Source organism: Olleya sp. HaHaR_3_96 (assembly GCF_019278545.1).
Taxonomy (GTDB): Bacteria; Bacteroidota; Bacteroidia; order Flavobacteriales; family Flavobacteriaceae; genus Olleya.
The window spans coordinates 2,031,202-2,052,518 of sequence record NZ_CP058987.1; the positions used below are offsets into that span (position 1 = coordinate 2,031,202).

Below are 21,317 nucleotides of genomic sequence, written 5' to 3' on the forward strand. Positions count from 1 at the left end.
GTAAATAAGGATGAATAATTAATTTAATACATAAGTTATACTAGTGAAAAGCGATTTGCATTCTGCACTAAAAAAATACTTTGGTTTTGACGAGTTTAAAGGACTCCAAGAACAGGTTATACAAAGTATTACAAAACAAGAAAATACATTTGTGATCATGCCAACGGGTGGTGGTAAAAGTTTATGCTACCAGTTACCGGCATTAATGCAAGAGGGCACTGCTATTGTAGTGTCACCTTTAATTGCACTAATGAAAAATCAGGTGGATGCCATTCGTGGTATCTCTGATCAACATGGTGTTGCACATGTATTAAATTCATCTCTAAACAAGACAGAAGTTAAACAAGTTAAAGAGGACATTACCAACGGTATTACTAAACTGTTGTACGTCGCTCCAGAATCTTTAACTAAAGAAGAGAACGTTGAATTTTTACGAACTGTAAAAATCTCTTTTATGGCGGTGGACGAAGCCCATTGTATTAGTGAATGGGGGCATGACTTTAGACCGGAATACCGTAATCTAAGATCTATTATAAGACGTATAGGCGATGATATCCCTATAATTGGATTAACAGCAACTGCGACACCTAAAGTGCAAGAAGACATCTTGAAAAACTTAGGGATGAATGATGCTAATACGTTTAAAGCGTCCTTTAATAGACCAAATTTATATTACGAAATACGTCCAAAAACCAAAACCGTGGATGCTGATATTATCCGTTTTGTAAAGCAAAATGAAGGTAAATCAGGGATTATCTATTGTTTAAGTAGAAAACGTGTGGAAGAGTTAGCACAAGTCTTACAAGTTAATGGTGTCAAAGCTGTACCCTATCATGCGGGATTAGATGCTAAAAAACGCTCTAATCATCAAGACATGTTTTTGATGGAAGATATTGATGTTGTTGTTGCTACCATTGCTTTTGGAATGGGGATTGACAAACCAGATGTGCGTTTTGTAATTCATCATGACATCCCTAAAAGTATAGAAAGTTATTATCAAGAAACTGGACGTGCTGGACGTGATGGAGGAGAAGGGCATTGTTTAGCCTATTACGCGTACAAGGATATCGAAAAACTAGAAAAGTTTATGTCGGGTAAACCGGTAGCGGAGCAAGAAATTGGTCAAGCATTACTGCAAGAGGTGGTCGCTTTCGCGGAAACTTCAATATCGCGACGTAAATTTATATTGCATTATTTTGGAGAAGCTTTTGACAATGCTACAGGCGAAGGTGGAGAAATGGACGACAATATGCGTCATCCAAAAGAAAAGCAGGAAGCAAAAGAGGATGTGAAATTACTCTTAGAAATAGTGGATGCCACGAACGAAAAATATAAAGCAAAAGATCTTGTGAGTGTTATTACAGGAAAAACCAATGCTTTGATTGCGTCGCATAAAACAGATACACAACCCTTTTTTGGTAAAGGAAAAGATAAAGACAAGTCGTATTGGATGGCTTTAACGCGTCAAGCTTTAGTCGCTGTGTTCTTAAAAAAGGATATAGAAACGTATGGCGTTATTAAAATAACAGAAAAAGGACGTGGTTACATTGAAACACCTGAATCTTTTATGATGACTAAAGATCACCAATTTGGTGATGCTACGGATAACTCTATTATCACAGCACAAAGTGGAACAGGAGCAGTTGTAGATGAGGCGCTGATGTCCATGCTTAAAGATTTAAGAAAATCTAATGCTAAAAAATTAGGCGTCCCACCATTTGTTATCTTTCAAGATCCTTCTTTAGAAGATATGGCATTAAAATATCCCGTATCGGTAGTAGAATTATCTAATGTACATGGTGTAGGAGAAGGTAAAGCTAAAAAATACGGTAAGGATTTTGTTAATTTAATTGCACAATATGTCGAAGATAATGACATAACAAGACCGGATGATTTAGTTGTTAAATCGACAGGTAGTAACTCTGCACTTAAATTGTATATCATACAAAATGTAGATAGAAAATTACCTCTAACAGATATTTCTTCTGCAAAAGGGATGGAAATGCCCGCTTTTATAAAAGAAATGGAAGCTATTGTTTTTTCTGGTACAAAACTAAATATTGATTATTGGATAAATGATATTTTAGATGAAGACCAACAGGAAGAAATTCATGATTATTTTATGGAATCAGAAACCGATAAGATAGACGTTGCTATAGACGAATTTGATGGTGATTATGATGATGAAGAATTACGTTTGTATCGTATTAAATTTATAAGCGAAGTCGCAAACTAAAGGCGATATCTAAATAAATAGAAGTAATAAAAACATCTAATGACTTACGTTATTAGATGTTTTTGTCTTCTACACTATTTTCAGTAGCTACAAGAGGCGTAAATACTAAATTATCTTTTTTAAAGTTAAGCGTAATACTTTTGATAGTGGATCGTTTGATTTTTTCAACAGTGTCTTTTTCTATTTCAAAATCGATTCTAGTGGAATTGCCTTTAAATATATCAATAGGATCAGACTCTATTTCGTCCATATCAGATTTCAAACTCAAATTATAATCGTCACCTGCTATTAATAAAGTCGCACCAGTTTTGGTTTTGGTATTTAGTTTTCCAACAATATAAGTCTGTAAATAATAGTAACCACCAAGCTCATTGTAACCAGCATAAATAACATTTTGATCTCCTACACCTAAAGGTTCGTCTTCACTATGTTTTAAAATAGTTTCAATATAATTAGCGTTACGTACCGCATTATCTTCTTTATTACTGTTGTTTCCTCCAAATAGTTTACTAAATACACCCATAATTGCTTTTTATTCTTGCTCAAATCTAATACAATTTATCAGAATAGGATTCAATTAAAAAAAACCATCACGCATCGCTAATAACTTTTAACTTCTTTATATCTTTGCAGTTCATTAAAAAACAATGCAATGCAAGACGGTTTATACGCAAAATTTAATACGAATAAAGGCGAAATTTTAGTCGCTTTAGAATTTGAAAAGACTCCTGGAACAGTTGGTAACTTTGTTGCTTTAGCAGAAGGGAATATGGAAAACTCTGTTAAACCTCAAGGGACACCTTATTATGATGGTTTAAAATTTCACAGAGTAATAGATAATTTTATGGTACAAGGTGGTTGCCCACAAGGTACAGGAACTGGAGATCCAGGATATAAGTTTGATGACGAGTTTCATCCTGATTTAAAACACAGTGGACCTGGTATTTTAAGTATGGCTAACTCTGGACCTGGTACTAACGGAAGTCAGTTTTTTATTACACACGTTGCTACAGATTGGTTAGATGGTAATCATACCGTTTTTGGAAATGTTGTTAAAGGACAAGATGTTGTTGATGCTATTGGGCAAGGCGATCATATTGATACTCTAGAAATTGTTAGAGTTGGTGCTGATGCAGAAAACTTTAATGCTATTGAAGCGTTTAGAACATTTGAAGGCGCAAGAGAAAAACGTATTGCTGCAGAGCGTGAAGCTAAAAGTGCAGAATTAGATAAATTAGCGGCAGGTTTTGAAGAAACAGCAAGCGGTTTACGTTACCAAATTATCCAAAAAGGATCTGGTAAAAAAGCAGAAAAAGGAAATCAAGTCTCTGTACACTATAAAGGACAATTAGCAGACGGAACTGTATTTGATAGTTCTTACAAACGTAATCAACCTTTAGATTTTCAAGTAGGAGTAGGTCAAGTTATTTCTGGTTGGGATGAAGGTATTCAGTTATTACATGTTGGTGATAAAGCCCGTTTTGTAATACCTTCAGACTTAGGTTATGGATCAAGAGGAGCAGGCGGAGCAATTCCACCAGATGCTGTACTTATTTTTGACGTAGAGTTAGTTGCAGTAAACTAAACCCTCTGCTATTGATTTTTAATCAAGAGCATTTTAAATATAAACCTCACAGTTTTTTTAAATCTGTGAGGTTTTTTGATTTATATTTACAACATGACAGACCAAGCGCTAAATGTATTAAAATATCCAATAGGACCATTTGATTGTCCCACACTGATATCCGCTTCCACTATTGAGGCATGGATTTCTATTTTAGAACATTTTCCTAATCGTTTAGAACAATTAGTAAGTCATCTGACTGATAAACAATTAGATACTGCTTACAGACCAGACGGTTGGACTGTCAGACAAGTTGTGCATCATGTGGCCGATAGTCATCATCATAGTTACATTCGTTTTAAATGGGCTATGACGGAAGATAATCCGCTTATAAAAGCTTACGACGAAAATACTTGGGCTGCACAACATGATTACAATCAGCCAATAGCGATCTCTTTATTACATATTAAAGCGGTACATGCTAAACTAGTCTATTATTTAAAAGGATTAAGTATAGAGCAGTTACAACGTACATTTATTCACCCAGAGAGTCAGGAGACTGTTGGTTTAAATAAAAATGTGGGTATTTATGCTTGGCATAGTAATCATCATTATGCACATATCGAAGCTTTAGTCAAACGTGAAGGTTGGGCTTAAAATTTACTCAGATATTTTTTTAACGTCACCAACTATCGTGCAACACTGACTAACAGTATTGTATATGGTACCAAATTTTTCAATATTTTTTTTAAGTAAATTTATATTTAAAGTTTGGTCTTGACTGTACACTTTTAACTCATAATTAATGTGATCCATTCTTGGTGGTTTTTCTAAACGAATGGCGCTTACAGTGATTTCTGCTGTATTGTATTCAAAGTGCATTAGGTCAGAAAAGCGTTCTACATTTTTAAGAATACATGCTGAAAATGAACTTAGAAATAACTCAGCAGGATTGGCTAATGTTTCAGCAGAATCTTTTGTTGTTCCAAAGGTAATTGCGGTGTCTTTAATCCGAATGGAAGCATTGTTTTTTGAAGTTGCAGTGGCTTTTATTGAATAGTTCATGGGTTTCTTTTTACTTACTATTAAGGTGTGTTCTTTTTATTGAAATAGTGTGTTACTATTTTTAAATCTTATTATGATAAGTGTGTCATTCCATTAAAAATAGCAATATAAAGATAATAATTTCTCCAATTTTAAATCGAAATTCGGACTTGTTTTAAATGGTGTCGTTTTTAATATTTCATTTTAAAATATTACATTGCAGTGTAACCACAAACTAACTAAGCAACTAAGTTATGAGTAATACTATCCAATTTGAAGATTTTACCAAAGTAGATTTGCGTATCGGTACAATTATAGAAGTTAATGATTTTCCTGAAGCTAGGAATCCTGCATATCAATTAACGATTGATTTTGGTGGTTTGGGAATTAAAAAAACAAGTGCACAAATTACGACGTTATATAAAAAGGACGTCTTACTAAATAGGCAAATTGTTGCTGTAGTAAATTTTCCTAGAAAGCAGATAGCTAAGTTTATGAGTGAATGTCTTGTGCTTGGTGCAGTTATCGGTAAGGATGTTATATTACTTAACCCTGAAAGTAAAGTGCCTAATGGTACTGCTGTGTCGTAATAAATGTCCGACATAAGTCAGGCAATATAACATTGGCCATAATCCTGTTTGGTGTTGCTTTAGGTGGTACTCTATTTTAAAATTATTGACGACTTAATACTTTGTGCTCCAATATTTATATGGAGCGTACTTAAAGCCTACTATTAAGGAAGTAGAGCTACCTCTACATTTAGATTTGCTGTATGCATTACACTTGTTCTGTTGTGGTTGCTTATTTTAACTCGTATCGGTTTGTATCGGCTTGTTTTGGACTTGTATCAAGTATAATAGAACGGTCTTCTGTTTTGCTATTGTTTTTAGTATATAATAAAGCATAAAAAAACCTTTTCTAATTTAGAAAAGGCTTTTTATTAGGGTAATTAACACTGGTAATATTTATTAGATATCATCAAAATCTACATCTGTAAATCTACTTTCAGCAGTTGTTGAGTTGTCAGTTGTTTCAGCAGAAACGACAGCTTTAACAGCTTCCGGTTTTGGTGTATCGTATTCTTTTTTGAAATCTTTTTGGTGACGCTCACTAATCACTTCATCTCCTTTTTCGTTAATGATATAATCCGTCATTTCTTTTAAGATTTCATTAAATTCATTAAAATCTTCTTTATATAAATAGATTTTATGTTTTTTGTAATGAAATGATCCGTCGTCATTTGTAAATTTTTTACTTTCAGTAATCGTTAAGTAATAATCATCTGCTTTTGTTGCTCTTACATCAAAGAAGTAAGTTCGTCTTCCTGCTCTTAATACTTTCGAAAAAATTTCTTCCTTCTCCATCATCTCGTTATTATGCATAATCTTATGTTGTGTTGTTAGTTAATTGTCTCTCAAAAATCAAGAAAAAAGTTGAATGACACAACATTTTAACGCAAATCTTTTTACTTAGTGGTTTTTAAATACAACTCTTTATAATAACCATCTATGTTAATAAGCTGATTATGTGTTCCGGATTGCACAATCTGCCCGTCATCTAAGACAATAATTTTATCTGCATTTTTTGCAGAAGAAATTCTGTGACTAACAATTATCGTTGTTTTGTCTTTAGTAATTGTTTTAAGGTTGGTCAATATTTTTTCTTCTGTTTCTGTATCTACAGCCGATAGACAGTCGTCAAATAGCATGATTTCTGGTTTTTTTATGATAGCTCTAGCAATGGACACCCGTTGTTTTTGTCCTCCCGATAAAGTAATACCACGTTCTCCTAAAACGGTACTATATTGTTTTTTAAACTTAATAATGTTTTTGTGTACTTGTGCTAGTTTTGCAGCTTCAATAACTTCTTCATCAGAGGCATTTTCTTTTCCAAATTTGATATTATTATTAATACTGTCGCTAAACAAAAAGGCGTCTTGTGGGACATATCCAGTAGCATCTCGTAAACTAAATAAATTTAAAGATTGAATAGGTTTGTGGTCAATCAAAATTTCGCCTTTAGTGACATCATATAAGCGCCCTACTAAATCTAAAATAGTTGATTTTCCAGAGCCCGTTTTTCCTATTATGGCTAAAGTTTCGCCTGAATTAACTTTAAAACTAACATCTTTTAAGGCTTGTATATTAGTGTCGTCATAAGTAAATGAGACCTTTTTAAATTCTATATCACCTTTTATTATAGAAGGCTGAAGATTTTTGTTTTGTATTTCAGGTTCTGTTTGTAAAAATTCATTAATACGTTTTTGAGAGGCTTCTGCTTCTTGCACAATAGACGTTACCCAACCAACAGTCGCTACTGGCCAAGTTAGTAAATTAACGTACATGATAAACTCAGAGATGGTTCCTAAGCTAATCTCACCATTCATATATTGTTTCCCTCCAATGTAAATAACCAATACGTTACTTAGTCCAATTAGTAAAATCATCATCGGAAAAAAGAGGGCTTGGATTTTGACTAAGTTTAGTTGTTTCTCTTTACTAGTTTCTGATAATTGTTCAAAATTAGCAGACGTTTGTGGTTCAATACCATAGGCTTTGATTACAGAAATACCACTAAACGTTTCTTGCGAAAATGTAGACAGTTTTGATAAATATTGTTGAACAACAGTACTACGCTTATGTATTTCTGAGCTTATTTTGTAAATTATTATAGACAAAATGGGTAAAGGAATAATCGTATACAGGGTTAGCAATGGTGCTTGTTTAAACATAAAAACAAGAGCAACTATAAATAAAGTCAAGGTGTTTATACTATACATAATAGCAGGACCTGCATACATGCGTACTTTACCAACATCTTCGCTAATACGGTTCATTAAATCTCCTGTTCTATTTTTTTTGTAAAAATTTAGAGACAGTTTTTGATATTGTTGGTAGATTTCGTTTTTTAAATCAAATTCAATATAACGAGAAACATTAATGATAGTTTGGCGCATCCAAAAAGTTAAAAAACCAGATAGGACTGCGGACCCAATTATAAGTAAAATGTATTTGAGGAGTTTTGCTTTATAAGCAACTTCACTAGTTTCTGGGTTTTGTAATTGGTCATTGATGACGTCTATTATCGAGCCAATAAATTTAGGAACAAAAACCGTAAATAATTTAGATATTATGGTAATTAGGATACCAATAATGATCTGTGTCCTATATTTGTAAAAATATTTATTAAGATGTTGTAATTCTTTCATTTAATATAAAATGTAGATTTAGAATTTTTTTAATAATATCACGTTTTAACATGTAAATTATTGTTTTTATAGTAATTATAAGTTAATATTGTGTGCTGATTTTACAAATAATGTAATGTCTATACTTTAAATTAAACGTATACTAAATGGTTTCAGAATTAATTAACACTAAACAATTATCAAAAGCAGATCCTGTTTTTGGACAATTATCTTTCGATAATCACGAACAAGTCGTTTTTTGCAACGACAAAGATACAGGATTAAAAGCAATAATTGGAATTCATAACACAGTTTTAGGACCTGCATTAGGAGGTACTAGAATGTGGCAATATGCTAACGAGTGGGAAGCATTAAATGACGTACTACGTTTGTCTAGAGGGATGACTTTTAAATCTGCTATAACAGGTTTAAACCTAGGAGGAGGTAAAGCAGTTATAATAGGAGATGCAAAAACTCAAAAAACGCCAGAATTAATGAAGCGTTTTGGTGAGTTTGTACATAGCTTAAGTGGACGATACATTACTGCAGAGGATGTTGGTATGGAAACAGCTGATATGGATTTAGTTAGAGAGGTGACACCTTACGTTACTGGAATCTCTGAAGATAAAGGTGGTGCAGGTAATCCATCTCCAATTACAGCTTACGGTGTTTTTATGGGAATGAAAGCTGCTGCTAATTATAAATTTGGAACAGATGTTTTAGAAGATAAAACGGTTATTGTACAAGGTATTGGTCATGTTGGTGAATCTTTAGTAGAGCATTTAACTAATGATGGAGCTAAAGTTATTATTGACGATATTAATGAAGAACGTCTTGAGGCTATCAGTAAAAAATATGGTGCTTCTATATATAAAGGAAGCAATGTATATGCAGAGGCTGTAGATATCTATGCGCCTTGTGCTTTAGGAGCAACAATAAATGATACTACAATTAACTCTATTAGAGCTAAGGTAATCGCTGGAGCCGCAAACAACCAATTAGCAGATGAGATTAAGCATGGTCGTTTATTACAAGAAAAAGGAATTGTTTACGCACCAGATTTTTTAATTAATGCTGGAGGCATTATTAATGTTTACGCAGAGCTTGAAAACTATGGTAAGCAGGAGATAATGAGAAAAACAGAAAATATTTATAATACGACATTAGAAATTTTAAATAATGCGGGTAGTAATGGTATTACAACGCATCAAGCAGCTTTAAATATTGCTTTAGGTAGAATTGAAGCTAGAAAAAAAGAAAATCAGCAATAGATATCATTTAAAAGACTATTTTTGCAAGGCGTAAGTGAAAACTTGCGCCTTTTTTAATTAATAATATAAAAGTATTTCAACCTAATTGAAATCTAAAGTTCTTTGTAAGTATGCTAAGTAGAAGACATATCCGTGTTAAAGTAATGCAAGTATTATATGCATTTGATGGTACAGAAAGTGATGATTTTTCAAAAGATCAAAAATTTTTATTATACAGTATTGATAATATGTATAGTTTGTATCTAATGCTACTATCTTTAATGGTAGAAGTTAACAAAAGATCAAAAAGCCAGTTAGAAACCATTCAAAAAAAGCATTTAGCGACTCAAGAAGAAAAAAATCCAAACAAAAAACTTATAAATAATCAAGTATTACAGCTTATTGCTAACAATGAAGCTTTAAAAATAGCTTTCGCCAATAATAACATTAATAATTGGCAGTTAGATAACGAGTATGTAGATGTTATCTATAAAGCTATTATAGCTAGTGATTTGTATAAAGAATACATGCAAACTAAAACGTCTACCTTTAAAGAAGATAGAGATTTTATTGTTGATGTTTTTAAAGAGATTATTGCACCAAACGAAAAGCTTTACGACTATATCGAGGATAAAAATTTAACTTGGTTAGACGATTTACCAACAGTTAACACTGCAATCTTAAAATTACTACGTAAAATTAAGGAGTCTTCTGACGAGCGTTTTTTGACACCTAAGTTATACAAAGATATTGAAGACAAGGAGTATGCTATAAAGCTATTCAAAAAAACATTATTAAATCAGACTAAATTAGGCGAAGAAATAACAGCTAAGACTAAGAATTGGGATACAGAACGTATTGCAAGTATAGATTTAGTGCTTTTAAAAATGGCTATTTGTGAGCTTAAAGAATTCCCTTCTATTCCAACCAAAGTAACGATAAACGAATACCTTGAAATATCTAAAGAATATTCGACACCAAAAAGCAGTATTTTTATAAATGGTATACTTGACAAATTGTTAAAAGAATATCAGGCTGATGGAAAATTAAATAAAGTTGGAAGAGGGTTGATGTAGTTAAAAAATATTATTATTTTTACAGTTCAATTATTATAAAATTAGAAGTCTAGAAATGGATTTCAACAAATCTAAAATAAGTATTATGAAAAAAGTATTGATTCTATTAAGTGCCGTATGCTTAATGAGCTTAACGTCTTGTAAACAAGATGCAGCAGCTAAGATTAACCCAAGTAACGTGACTGCAGCAGCAGAAAGAGATGCTCAATCTGGAAAATTACCAGTAATCACTTTTGATAAAAAAGAACATGATTTTGGACAAATTGTATCAGGAACACCTCAAGAAACAGTGTTTTCTTACACAAATACAGGTGAAGCACCATTAGTGATTACAGATATTAAAAGTACTTGTGGATGTACTGTACCTAAAGATTGGTCTAAAGAGCCATTAGCGGTAGGAGCATCTGATAAATTTACAGTTAAGTTTAACGGTAAAGGTGCTAACAAAACATCTAAAGTAATTAATATTACTGCTAATACTGCAACAGGAAAAGAATCTGTTAAGATTTCTGCATTTATTACTCCTGATCCTAATGCACCAGTTAAAGGGGCAAATACTAATTTAGGACCAGTTACTAAATAATGGAAGGAATTAGCGGTTTTTTACCTATAATAGCCATGTTTGCTGTTGTGTATTTCTTTATGATTGCACCACAGATGAAACGTGCGAAAAAAGAGAAAGCATTTGCTGCCGAGTTAAAGCGTGGTGATAAAGTAATCACTAAAAGCGGGTTGCACGGAAAGGTTGCCGAGCTTAACGATAAAGATAATAGTTGTGTTATAGAGACTATGTCTGGAAAGTTAAAGTTTGACCGTTCTGCCATTTCGATGGAAATGAGCTCAGCATTAAATAAACCTGCTGCATTAAAAAAATAATCAGTAGTTTAAATTATAAAAAACAAAGGTGACCATTTGGTCACCTTTTTTATTTGCTAGTTTTTAATCTGTTCTGTGACTAGTAACGTTTACCTGTAGTTAGTATACCGGCTAGTGCTATAATAAGGACTTTATAGGTGTTTTTGTTATACTCATAGGGTTTTTGTAAATGTGTTTTATTTGGTCTGATAAACGCGCTAAGAGACGTTTTTAATATATTTAGTATGCTGTTTACATTATTAAGATGAGTATAGTAGGTTTTATACTGCGCTCCTTTTTATCTTCATACTATATTGAGGGCTTTTAGGTTGTTTTTAGCGCTGTTTTTGGTGCGTAATAAGTCGTAAAACGATAATTGTTTGATTAAAACAGAAGTGATTATTATAATTCTAAATATTTTTTTGATAATAAATAATTAGAAATCAGCAGGTTTGAAATTATTTAAAAAAAAGTGCATTATTTTGCTTTGAAATAGGTAAAACTTAAATATATTTGCAGTCAACAAAGGGGAGATACTCAAGCGGCCAACGAGGGCAGACTGTAAATCTGCTGACTACGTCTTCGTAGGTTCGAATCCTACTCTCCCCACATTTATTAAAAAGCCTTTTCATTTGAAAAGGCTTTTTTTTATGCTTTAAATCTAAGTGGAGCATTATTTTTAGTCCTGCTAAACGTTTGTAAACGGAAAAAGCCAAAACAAATTTGTTTTGGCTTTTGTGTTATGGTTTATATAGTAATCTAAATTTATTACGGCCTTATTTTTACAGGACAAGACGCCATATAGTAGTCTGTTATAGAGTCGTAGGTGTTCTACCGGAACTACACAGGTTAAAACTTATTAAACCTATAGAAAGCAAAGAAACTGTTTTAGTTTTCTGTTAATGCTTTTTTGAAATATTTTAAATCTAATATGTTCATGCTGTTATCAAGGTTTCTGATAAGTGAAATCACATATTTAAGACTTTCAATTTGATCTATTTCTGTAGCTTCAACTTCTGTTTCTTCAGTGTCATCTTCAAAGTCAGCAGCCTCTTCAATAGGAGTGTCTTCTGGGATGGCAATTAAAAAAGAGTTGTTCTCTTCAATATGCTCACAAGTGTAACGCAATACTTTTACAGCAAGAGGGATTTCTCTCTCTATTGTATATTCTCTTAGCGCTTTAATGTCTTCAATTAATGCATCTGTATTAATACCTGTAGTATCTAGGTCTTTCAAGATTTTGTTTACTAGTGCAATTGCTTTTTTATTTTCCAAAGGGCAAAATTATAAATGTGATTAGTTACTGACTTAGAATTGCAAATTTAATTTTTTTTGTCCTTATGGGAAATCAATTATAGATGTTTATTTTAAAATAAATGCAATTAGTCGCTAATCACTATAAATTATAGATGTTTTTTCCAATAGGTCTTACCGTAACCACAAAATACTTCAGCTCCAGATTTAATATTTTTAGTCGCTTTCAAGCACACATTATGATCATCATCTAACGTGATTTTTGCATTGTTTTTAAATAGGGAGTTAGAAGCTCCTTTGGTATCATTAGCGTATTTAGCAAAACAATCTGTATGCATACTATCCATAATACCGCCCTCTAATAAATTAATAAAGTATTTGTCATGGTTTAGTTGTATTCTTCTATCGGCTTCCATAGCATCAATAATCTCACCTTTGAATAATGAGATTATTTCATTTTTATAAATAGCTATTGCTGTGAATAATCCATTACCAGCTTCAGGTATTTGGGACGCCTTGACAAATAAATAGTCTGATTCTTGAGCTTCTATCGTGTTATTATGTGAGATGGTTTTTGTGATGATACTTGTTCTTTAGTTTTGTGGAATTTATTAAACGTATTAGTAAGGTATACTTACTTAGTTATTCGTGAAACTAATCTTGTACTTTCTTTTCTACAAGTTCTAAATTAATTTTTTCTCCCGTCCAATCTTTGTGTTTTTTAACTATTTCTAAGGTTTTCTCTATTGAAAGATTCTTTTTTTCAGTAAGTAACTCATCATAAATACTCAAGTTTTTAGAGTCTTTAAAGTAGACCATATTGGCAGCCGAAAACAGTGGTGCTTTAATTTCTTTTCCGTTACTTATCTTGATACTGTTAGTAATGACTTTCTCGCTAAGGGTTTGTTTGTTGCCATTGGTACTAACGGTTCCTTCAAACTGTATTAGTGTAAAGTAATTTAGGATACTATCGGTACTAGTAGATTGTGGTGTTTTAGGATTGTTTTTGGTCTTTGCCGATAGAAAATCAATATGATAAGCACTATCATTAACAATCTTAAGCACGACTAGTTCGCCACGATTAGTTTTATAAATTGTTCTCTCATTTTTAGTTTTAATGCTAGTATTTTTTTTACTGTCATTACAACTAGTAAGTGTTATTATAAATAAGACTGAAAGTAGGTGTATCGTTTTCATACGGTAGGCTGTTATTTTTAATTGTTTGTACAGTGATGTGTATTGGTTTTTTGTAAAGTACAATAGTATTAAATAATTCTAATTGTTCCTCAATAATTTGAGGAAATCAGTTGCTTTATAATTGCCTTCGGGCCTTTTTTTTAAGTAAAGATAGCTTTAGGGCGCTTTTACTTTTGACATGTTTCTAAATTGAAAAGATTTGCTATCAAATAGGAATCGTATTTTTAGGCAATACAGCTGTCTTCAATTTTTAGTTGATTTCTGTGTCAACGTTAATGTTTTTAGTAAAATCAAAAGAGAAAACATAACGAAGGAAATATAACACATGGGAATACCTTCTGCCGTTTTTGGACATGTAATAGTATTTGAAATCTGCATAATGGAACCATAGGTTGCAATAGTCCATGCTAATCCTGTTAGAATAAAATAGCCCCGATTGCTTCCGTTAATTATATGAATAATTAATGGAAGGACTAAACACGTCAATATAATATAGCAAGCCGGTATGCTAACTATGGTTGGGCAAATAGTACCCTGAGTCAAATGGCTATAACTCAAGGTACCTGCACCGTATATACCAAACAGAAGTAGTATATAAATTAAATATTTTAAAATGCTATTCAATAGGTGTTGTGTCTAATGCTTCATCCTCTGGAGTCATCATTTTTGGAACGACTACTCTTGAATTTATTGTGACATTATCTAAATGTTGTACAGTTCCATCTATATAAACTATTGTGACACTTTTTATACTGTCTTTTCCTAACCCAATAGTGAGCGTTGCACTTTGGTCAGACACTAAACCTTCTCCAATAATATAGTCTTCTGTTATTGTTTTTCCAGAGGTGGTTATCACTTCTATTTTAGCACCAATATTTTCAGCATTTTCGGCAAATGTCAATTGGAAGTAATTATTAGTACCTCCCTTATTGATAAAGGCTTTTGCTGGACCTGAAATATTTACCCATACAAGATCTTGATAACCGTCTTGGTTAAAGTCACTAACTAAGGGAGTAATAGCATAGTTTTTATTTGTAACACCACTTTTATCCTCGGTAGCAACAAAGGTATGGTCTGCTTTTTGCGTTAAAAATCGTCCTGGTAATTTGAATAGTTTGTGAGGTGGAAATTCGACATAGTTTTCTGCAACAATTAACTCTTGTAGACCATCATTATTCATATCTGACATTACTGCTCCCCAAGAAAATTCAAAATCGGCTACTTTCACTTTATCTGCTGCATCTTCAAATTTGAAATTGCCTTTGTTTTCAAAGAAGATCCAATCAGAATTGAATTCACTTTCATCAACATCCCCTCGTGCTAAAAAATGTGGTGCTGTAGATCCTGTGTTAGAAAACATAAAGTCTACTTTACCATCGTTATTGTAGTCTCCTACGGCAATACCCATCGGATAGGCATATAAGTTTGATGTCGGATTAGGCATGTTCTTAAATGTCCCATTTCTATTGTTTTTATAAGTTTTAACTTCTCCTGTATCATGTGCTACAATTAAATCTAACCAACTATCATTATCTATGTCAATAAAGATCCCCATAAACGTATTGTGGTTGTAAGCCAATCCTGAGTTAGCAGTTGTATCAGTAAAAGTGTTGTCTCCATTATTTAATAGTAACTGACTTTGTGGTCCATAACCTTTTGTGAAATTATTTTGACCTTGCATTTGTTCTTTTCTAATGTAATTAGAGATAAATATATCAATGTCTCCATCTTTATCAATGTCTCCTAATGCAAAACCAAGAGGCGTCGCATTATCAGCTAAAGCATACTTTATTTTTTTTGGAGTAAAAATGCCTTCCGTATTATAATATATAGTGATTCCATCTTCACGAGATACAATTAAATCTGTAAATCCATTGTTATCAAAATCGGCAGAGGCTGCTCCCAAAGTGGTGACTTTGTTTTTTTTAGGAAGCTTTACACGGTCTGAAATCGATTTAAATCCCTGGTCTTTAAATTCAAATAATTGATCTTGTTGATCAAATCCACCTCCAAAAAACAATTCGTCAACACCATCATTGTTAATATCAATTAATGTCGATGCTATAACAGGAAGTGATGCTTTAGTATTATGCTCCTGAACAAAATCTAAAGTGACTTCATTAAATGTAGGTATCAGATTAGTATCAATAGTGTGATCGTATGGGTTGCTTCCATCCGTTCCAAATTTAAAAGAGACTAATAGTACTGCTAGAAGTACTATGGTTAAAAGACCAAGAAAGATATATTTTAAAAACTTCATACTTATAATTATTTATAATTTTTATTGAATTGGTATAGAGATAAACTAAACAGGATAAAATGGACTACGTTCATAGCGATAGGTGCTATGTATTGTCCTATACTAGGTGCGACAAAATAGATTGCAAAGACGGCTATTAGTAATACAATAGGATTAGTAATAGCCATCCATTTATTATAATACGTTTGTGATTTTAGAATCGAAATAATAAAAAAGACAGATAACAGTAAAATTACGACTCTTAAGACTTGCACTAAAGATTCGCTCAACAAGGTGTAGTTGTCTAAGATTTGTGTGTAGGTAACAGTGTTAATATCGGATTTTAAATGTACAATGGTTCCTAAAAAAGCTCTAGAAGTTATCCAAAAACCGCCTACAGTAAAAGCTATAATACCAAGAGCGAATACGATAAAGGCCCATTTGTTTTCTTTTCCTTTTAACATTTTGTAGATGTGATAATAGCCTACAAAGTATAAAGGCGTGCCTAAGACTGCCAGAAAATGACCATAAATAAGATTGTTTTTAGATACAAATGCAAAGAAGTTATAGTTTTCTGTATTCTCAGTTAATTGAGCACTATAGTGTAATAAAAACTCACCTAAACCTACGATTATACTCGCTATCAAACCGATTATCCCAGTGGTGTAAATTAATTGTTTTTCTTTTATTGTCATTATCGGTCGTAGTATTTAGTATAGCGTTAGATACTGTTAGACGATAGATGTCGTGAATGATTACAAAAAAAAAGAGAAACCTAAATTTGTGATTACTATTAAAATTATTTTAAAGAACATGACTGTCAGCGCGTTATAGTTTAAGTAGTAGTTAAGCATTCAATTAGACATAAAGAAAAAGCCAAAACATACGTTTTGGCTTTTTCTAATAGAGTAATCAAAAAGTTAATTTGATTACTGTTGTTCTTAATAATAAAACAACTAGTCTTTTAGTGCTATTTTATTCACCTGAAAGGTCATTGTTGGAATAGGTCCCGTAATCTCGTTAATACGAGAATTGGTATAGTATAAATCACCATTATAAATACTAAAGGTATCCGCCCAACGTACAGAATCACCTTTGGCTATGGTTGTAGTCATCCCGTTTAAATCTCTTTTTAAGATGGCATTGTTTTCTAAATCGGCATAGTAAAGATTACCAGATTGGTCAAAAATCATTCCGTCGGGTGCAGCTGTTTTATCAACAACCTCTACCGCAGCTGCAATCTCTTCCTCTGTCGCGTTAATTAGTACAGCAGTGGATACAGCGTATAGTGTGTATCCTGTTAAGGCATGAAAATATAACACGTCATCTATTTGGTTTAAAGCAATACCATCAGCATGTACTGTATTTACCCATTGTTTACCATTAATAGTTAAATGATCCGTTTCTGCAGTCGTAGAGATATGATCGGTTAACACGCGTTTAAAGGTTCCGCTTTCTAAATTTAGAAGTAATAAACCAGCATGTCCTGAATCCGTAAAATAAGCAACGTTAGTTTTGCGATCGATACGAACATCATTAATATACGAATCTTTAAAAAACACCTCGTTTGGTAATGTATAGGTTTGTTTTAGTGTATTATTTTCTAAATCGAAAACAAATAATCTGGGGTTAGATAACACACCTTTAAAAAAAGGATTTCTAGTATCTACTACAAACAGTTCTTTTTGAGAAGCAACTACAGATTGTACTGCAACAAAAGTTGTATCTGTTAAGGGTGTGTCCGGAGTCCAGCTATTCCAATGTTCATTTGGAAAAGGAATAGAGTGTCCATTCGCCACTTCAGTAACCGAATGTTTTACTGTCGGTCTCCATCTAGGAAAATTAACAAATACACGTCCTGCTTCACTAACAGTAACACCAGTAACTTGTTGTCCCGTAAATTCGGCAACCTCCGTAATAGTTGCTAATTCATCAACTTTAGTAGGGATTTCAGTCGTTGTGGTTTCTGGGTGTTTAGTCTCCGTTTTACAAGCAATACTACTTACGACCAAAGCCGATAATACCAATAGTTTTTTCATAATTATTTATTTTTCTCAGCAGTAATTTCACAAATCTTACAAATCACTTCCGTTGCTTTAATCATACTTTCCACAGGAACATACTCATAACGGCCATGAAAATTGTGTCCTCCAGCAAAGATGTTTGGACATGGTAAGCCCATATAGCTTAATTGTGAGCCATCTGTACCACCACGAATGGCTTTAATAAGTGGTTCAATGTTTAACTGCTTCATTGCTTCTTCAGCAATATCAACAATGTGCATTACAGGTTCCACTTTTTCTTTCATATTAAAATATTGATCCTTGATCTCAATAGTCACAACTTCTCTTTCATATTGTGCATTAAGCTCATCAGTTAGCTTTTGCATCATTTCTTTTCTAGCTTCAAAATGACCTAAATCGTGATCTCTGATAATGTATTCTAAAACGGTTTCTTCCACTTCTCCTGACATAGCGTATAGGTGGAAAAAACCTTGGTAACCTTCCGTGTGTTCTGGAGTTTCCATGCGTGGTAACGAGTTGATAAACTCGGTAGCAATATACATCGAGTTAACCATTTTACCTTTAGCATAACCAGGGTGTACAATCTTTCCTTTTACTTTTACAACTGCGCCTGCAGCATTAAAGTTTTCATATTCTAATTCTCCAATCTGACTACCATCCATGGTGTACGCCCATTCGGCACCAAATTTTTCAACATCAAATTTATGTGCACCACGACCAATTTCTTCATCAGGAGTAAAACCAACTCTAATTTTTCCGTGCTTGATTTGTGGATTAGCCACAAGATATTCCATTGCCGAAATAATCTCTGTAATTCCAGCCTTGTCATCTGCACCTAAAAGTGTTGTTCCGTCGGTTGTAATTAATGTTTGACCTTTGTATAGTAATAAGTCTTCAAAATAATCTGGAGACAATACAATGTTTTCTTCTTTGTTTAAAATAATGTCTTCACCGTCGTAGCTCTCAATAATTTGTGGTTTTACATTAGCACCTGTAAAATCAGGCGTTGTATCAAAATGCGAAATAAACCCAATAGTTGGTACGTCATGAGCAACATTACTTGGTAAAGTGGCCATAATATAAGCATGCTTATCTATAGTGACCTCTTCTAGACCAATAGCTTTTAGCTCTTCTACTAACGCATTGGCTAAATCCCATTGTTTAGCAGTACTTGGTGTAGTGTCACTTGCTGGATCAGACTCAGTATCCACAGTGACGTAACCTACAAATCTTTTAATTATATCTTCTTTTGAAATCATTTTGTTGTGATTTTAATACGTTTTGTATTCCGTTGAAATGTTAAGCTAAATTAAATAATTTAACTGTACGTCAAAGTTACGATTATTAAGTTTTTTAGCTTTTGAATTGCTCAATTTTTTAATTAGAATTACTTTTGTGCAAACCTATTATCATGTACAAATCCCTTTTAAGACCTTTCTTTTTTAGTTTCGATCCTGAAAATATTCATCATTTCACGTTTTCATTAGTAAAAGTGACGTCTAAGATTCCTTTTATGGCATCGTTATATAGACGTCTATATACTATTGAAGACCCTAAACTAGAACGCAAACTTTTCGGTTTAACCTTTAAAAACCCCGTAGGATTAGCAGCCGGTTTTGATAAAAATGCGGTGTTGTATAATGAATTAGCAAACTTTGGTTTCGGTTTTATTGAAGTTGGTACCGTCACTCCAAAAGGTCAAGCGGGGAACCCTAAAAAACGTCTCTTTAGATTAAAGGACGACCAAGGGATTATTAACAGAATGGGGTTTAATAACGAAGGTTTAGAACAGGCTATCGTTCAACTTAAAAAAAATAAAGGCAAACTTATTATCGGTGGTAATATTGGGAAAAACACACAGACTAAGCCTGAGGATTATACCAAAGATTATCTAGAGTGTTTTAACGGTTTACATCGCTACGTAGATTATTTTGTGCTGAATGTCAGTTGCCCAAATGTAGGGAGTCATGCTAAGTTAAATGATAAGGATTATTTGTTAGAATTAATTGGTACGGTGCAAAAGGCTAATAAGACCTTTGCTAAGCAAAAGCCCATTTTGCTTAAAATAGCTCCAGATTTAAATGACATACAATTAGACGAAATTATTGCGCTAATTGCCGAAACTAATTTGGATGGTGTGATTGCAAGTAATACGTCTGTAGATCGTTCTAATTTAAAAGCTTCTGAAGCACGTCTAGCCGAAATAGGTAATGGTGGTGTAAGTGGACAACCGGTTAAAGAAAAATCAACTAAGGTTATTAAGTATCTAGCGGATAAAAGCAATAAGGCCTTTCCTATTATTGGAGTAGGAGGTATCCATTCGGCACAAGATGCTTTAGACAAGCTACATGCAGGTGCTGATTTGGTACAGATTTACACAGGGTTTATTTATGAAGGACCAAGTCTAATAAAAAAGATTAATAAAGCACTATTGCAAGATTAACTTTTGAGTTTTAGAATGTCCATCTTTAGTATTTAATTGAACGAGATATATTCCTTTGTTTAAATTGGAAAGATTCAATGTTATATTATTTTCGACGGTATCTAATTTAACAGATTTCACTTCACTTCCTAGTATATCATAAACGGTTATCGTATCTATTTCTGATAGTGTATCACCTGATATAAAAATGTTTCCGTCGGATGGATTGGGGAAGAGTTTAACTTCTTTGTTTATTTTTTGGTCTTCTAAACTTAGTAAAGTCAACTTATATTCAATCGTTAAAGTTCCAATCTTAATACCATTAAAAGGATAACCATTAATCATAGAAATACCTGTAAGTGTATTTGGGCTATCAGACGAGTCGTAATTTATACCATCATCTGTTCCTGCATCGTAAGCAAAAACATCTATGACAATAGGACTATCTATACTGTTTAAAGGGATATCTGTGATATCAAAACTATTAACTGCAATAAACCAATCTGGACTTGGTGCAATCATGGAAACTACAGTCAAATAATTATAAGGGTTGCAAACTGTTATTTCAAAAGTAATAGTGCTAGTCGCGTTATTTGGACTAAAGGCATTAGTGTATAGTTGTTGCGCATCTCCATTATCTATAGCTGTTTGGACCTCATTAGAAAAGGCTGTATTATCCCCTAATTCAGCAACATCCTTAATGCCCGTTGTGGCAAGTTGTCCAATTTCCAAAAACTGATTTGGCGTATTATGGTTTACCAGAAGTAAATTAGACCAATGTGCACTAGTGGGTATTTCGGAGTGGTCAATCTCATTCCAATTACTTTCAAACGTTACATCATAAATTGAAGCATTTATACCGCCATTTATACAAGAATCTTGTGCGTTTACGTTTAAAGTATAACTTAAAATTAAAAGAAAGATGGACTTTTTCATATTTTAAATATATATTTATTGCTTAATAAATTT

General features: G+C 32.8%; 21 protein-coding genes and 1 tRNA gene. 10 read left to right on the forward strand and 12 right to left on the reverse strand.

Annotated elements, in window-relative coordinates; all coding sequences use genetic code 11:
* Positions 1–43: 43 nt before the first annotated feature.
* Positions 44–2,236, forward strand: coding sequence for an ATP-dependent DNA helicase RecQ (locus H0I26_RS08810; protein ID WP_101017958.1), 2,193 nt, complete (start codon positions 44–46; stop codon positions 2,234–2,236).
* A 52-nt stretch (positions 2,237–2,288) separates the two neighbouring features.
* Here the strand turns inward: H0I26_RS08810 and H0I26_RS08815 are convergent, their stop codons facing one another.
* Positions 2,289–2,759 carry a hypothetical protein gene (locus H0I26_RS08815; protein WP_218701890.1) on the reverse strand — a complete coding sequence of 157 codons (471 nt, stop codon included), beginning with the start codon at positions 2,757–2,759 and terminating at the stop codon, positions 2,289–2,291.
* Positions 2,760–2,888: 129 nt separating this feature from the next.
* Between H0I26_RS08815 and H0I26_RS08820 the strand changes: the two genes are divergently transcribed.
* Both H0I26_RS08820 and H0I26_RS08825 read left to right on the forward strand, forming a co-directional pair.
* Complete coding sequence (locus H0I26_RS08820) at positions 2,889–3,821, forward strand: peptidylprolyl isomerase (RefSeq protein ID WP_218701891.1); 933 nt, start codon at positions 2,889–2,891, stop codon at positions 3,819–3,821.
* A 93-nt stretch (positions 3,822–3,914) separates the two neighbouring features.
* Positions 3,915–4,457: a YfiT family bacillithiol transferase gene (locus H0I26_RS08825; protein ID WP_218701892.1), complete on the forward strand. Its 543-nt coding sequence runs from the start codon at positions 3,915–3,917 to the stop codon at positions 4,455–4,457.
* Positions 4,458–4,460: 3 nt separating this feature from the next.
* Here H0I26_RS08825 and H0I26_RS08830 read toward each other — a convergent pair whose 3' ends face one another.
* Positions 4,461–4,865, reverse strand: a complete 405-nt coding sequence (locus H0I26_RS08830) for an OsmC family protein (protein WP_218701893.1) — start codon at positions 4,863–4,865, stop codon at positions 4,461–4,463.
* A gap of 233 nt (positions 4,866–5,098) precedes the next feature.
* Between H0I26_RS08830 and H0I26_RS08835 the strand changes: the two genes are divergently transcribed.
* Positions 5,099–5,434 carry a tRNA-binding protein gene (locus tag H0I26_RS08835; protein ID WP_101017963.1) on the forward strand — a complete coding sequence of 112 codons (336 nt, stop codon included), beginning with the start codon at positions 5,099–5,101 and terminating at the stop codon, positions 5,432–5,434.
* Positions 5,435–5,812: 378 nt separating this feature from the next.
* Here the strand turns inward: H0I26_RS08835 and H0I26_RS08840 are convergent, their stop codons facing one another.
* Together H0I26_RS08840 and H0I26_RS08845 are read right to left on the reverse strand one after the other, a co-directional pair.
* Positions 5,813–6,226 (reverse strand): PUR family DNA/RNA-binding protein, encoded by a 414-nt coding sequence (locus tag H0I26_RS08840; protein WP_218701894.1) that lies wholly within the window; start codon positions 6,224–6,226, stop codon positions 5,813–5,815.
* An 83-nt stretch (positions 6,227–6,309) separates the two neighbouring features.
* Complete coding sequence (locus tag H0I26_RS08845) at positions 6,310–8,052, reverse strand: ABC transporter ATP-binding protein (protein WP_218701895.1); 1,743 nt, start codon at positions 8,050–8,052, stop codon at positions 6,310–6,312.
* Between the two features lie 146 nt (positions 8,053–8,198).
* Between H0I26_RS08845 and H0I26_RS08850 the strand changes: the two genes are divergently transcribed.
* From H0I26_RS08850 to H0I26_RS08870, 5 genes are all read left to right on the forward strand, one after another.
* Positions 8,199–9,302 (forward strand): Glu/Leu/Phe/Val family dehydrogenase, encoded by a 1,104-nt coding sequence (locus tag H0I26_RS08850; RefSeq protein WP_218701896.1) that lies wholly within the window; start codon positions 8,199–8,201, stop codon positions 9,300–9,302.
* Positions 9,303–9,412: 110 nt separating this feature from the next.
* A complete protein-coding gene (gene nusB / locus H0I26_RS08855; protein ID WP_256935305.1) occupies positions 9,413–10,357 on the forward strand; it encodes a transcription antitermination factor NusB in 945 nt (314 codons plus the stop codon).
* Positions 10,358–10,442: 85 nt separating this feature from the next.
* Positions 10,443–10,940 (forward strand): DUF1573 domain-containing protein, encoded by a 498-nt coding sequence (locus H0I26_RS08860; protein WP_101020962.1) that lies wholly within the window; start codon positions 10,443–10,445, stop codon positions 10,938–10,940.
* Entirely contained in the window at positions 10,940–11,233 is a 294-nt protein-coding gene (gene yajC / locus H0I26_RS08865) for a preprotein translocase subunit YajC (protein ID WP_101017967.1), read from the forward strand. Before H0I26_RS08860 ends, yajC begins: the two co-directional genes overlap by 1 nt.
* 506 nt (positions 11,234–11,739) lie before the next feature.
* Positions 11,740–11,821: transfer RNA gene (locus H0I26_RS08870), tRNA-Tyr, on the forward strand.
* 279 nt (positions 11,822–12,100) lie between these two features.
* Here H0I26_RS08870 and H0I26_RS08875 read toward each other — a convergent pair.
* From H0I26_RS08875 to pepT, 7 genes are all read right to left on the reverse strand, one after another.
* The gene (locus tag H0I26_RS08875) at positions 12,101–12,448 is read right to left on the reverse strand and encodes a hypothetical protein (protein WP_256935306.1); all 348 of its coding nucleotides are present in this window, start codon (positions 12,446–12,448) and stop codon (positions 12,101–12,103) included.
* Between the two features lie 167 nt (positions 12,449–12,615).
* The gene (locus tag H0I26_RS19920; protein WP_411268250.1) at positions 12,616–13,050 is read right to left on the reverse strand and encodes an SET domain-containing protein-lysine N-methyltransferase; all 435 of its coding nucleotides are present in this window, start codon (positions 13,048–13,050) and stop codon (positions 12,616–12,618) included.
* 70 nt (positions 13,051–13,120) lie between these two features.
* Positions 13,121–13,663 carry a hypothetical protein gene (locus H0I26_RS08885; RefSeq protein WP_218701898.1) on the reverse strand — a complete coding sequence of 181 codons (543 nt, stop codon included), beginning with the start codon at positions 13,661–13,663 and terminating at the stop codon, positions 13,121–13,123.
* A 616-nt stretch (positions 13,664–14,279) separates the two neighbouring features.
* On the reverse strand, positions 14,280–15,923 hold the full coding sequence (locus tag H0I26_RS08890; RefSeq protein WP_218701899.1) for an FG-GAP repeat domain-containing protein: 1,644 nt from the start codon (positions 15,921–15,923) through the stop codon (positions 14,280–14,282).
* An 8-nt stretch (positions 15,924–15,931) separates the two neighbouring features.
* Complete coding sequence (locus tag H0I26_RS08895) at positions 15,932–16,597, reverse strand: DUF6796 family protein (RefSeq protein WP_218701900.1); 666 nt, start codon at positions 16,595–16,597, stop codon at positions 15,932–15,934.
* 261 nt (positions 16,598–16,858) lie between these two features.
* The gene (locus H0I26_RS08900; protein ID WP_218701901.1) at positions 16,859–17,941 is read right to left on the reverse strand and encodes an L-dopachrome tautomerase-related protein; all 1,083 of its coding nucleotides are present in this window, start codon (positions 17,939–17,941) and stop codon (positions 16,859–16,861) included.
* A 2-nt stretch (positions 17,942–17,943) separates the two neighbouring features.
* The gene (gene pepT, locus H0I26_RS08905; protein ID WP_218701902.1) at positions 17,944–19,185 is read right to left on the reverse strand and encodes a peptidase T; all 1,242 of its coding nucleotides are present in this window, start codon (positions 19,183–19,185) and stop codon (positions 17,944–17,946) included.
* Positions 19,186–19,337: 152 nt separating this feature from the next.
* Between pepT and H0I26_RS08910 the strand changes: the two genes are divergently transcribed.
* Positions 19,338–20,369: a quinone-dependent dihydroorotate dehydrogenase gene (locus tag H0I26_RS08910; protein ID WP_218701903.1), complete on the forward strand. Its 1,032-nt coding sequence runs from the start codon at positions 19,338–19,340 to the stop codon at positions 20,367–20,369.
* Here H0I26_RS08910 and H0I26_RS08915 read toward each other — a convergent pair.
* Positions 20,355–21,284 carry a spondin domain-containing protein gene (locus H0I26_RS08915; protein ID WP_218701904.1) on the reverse strand — a complete coding sequence of 310 codons (930 nt, stop codon included), beginning with the start codon at positions 21,282–21,284 and terminating at the stop codon, positions 20,355–20,357. The two genes, H0I26_RS08910 and H0I26_RS08915, sit on opposite strands and share 15 nt — an antisense overlap.
* Between the last annotated feature and the right edge of the window lie 33 nt (positions 21,285–21,317).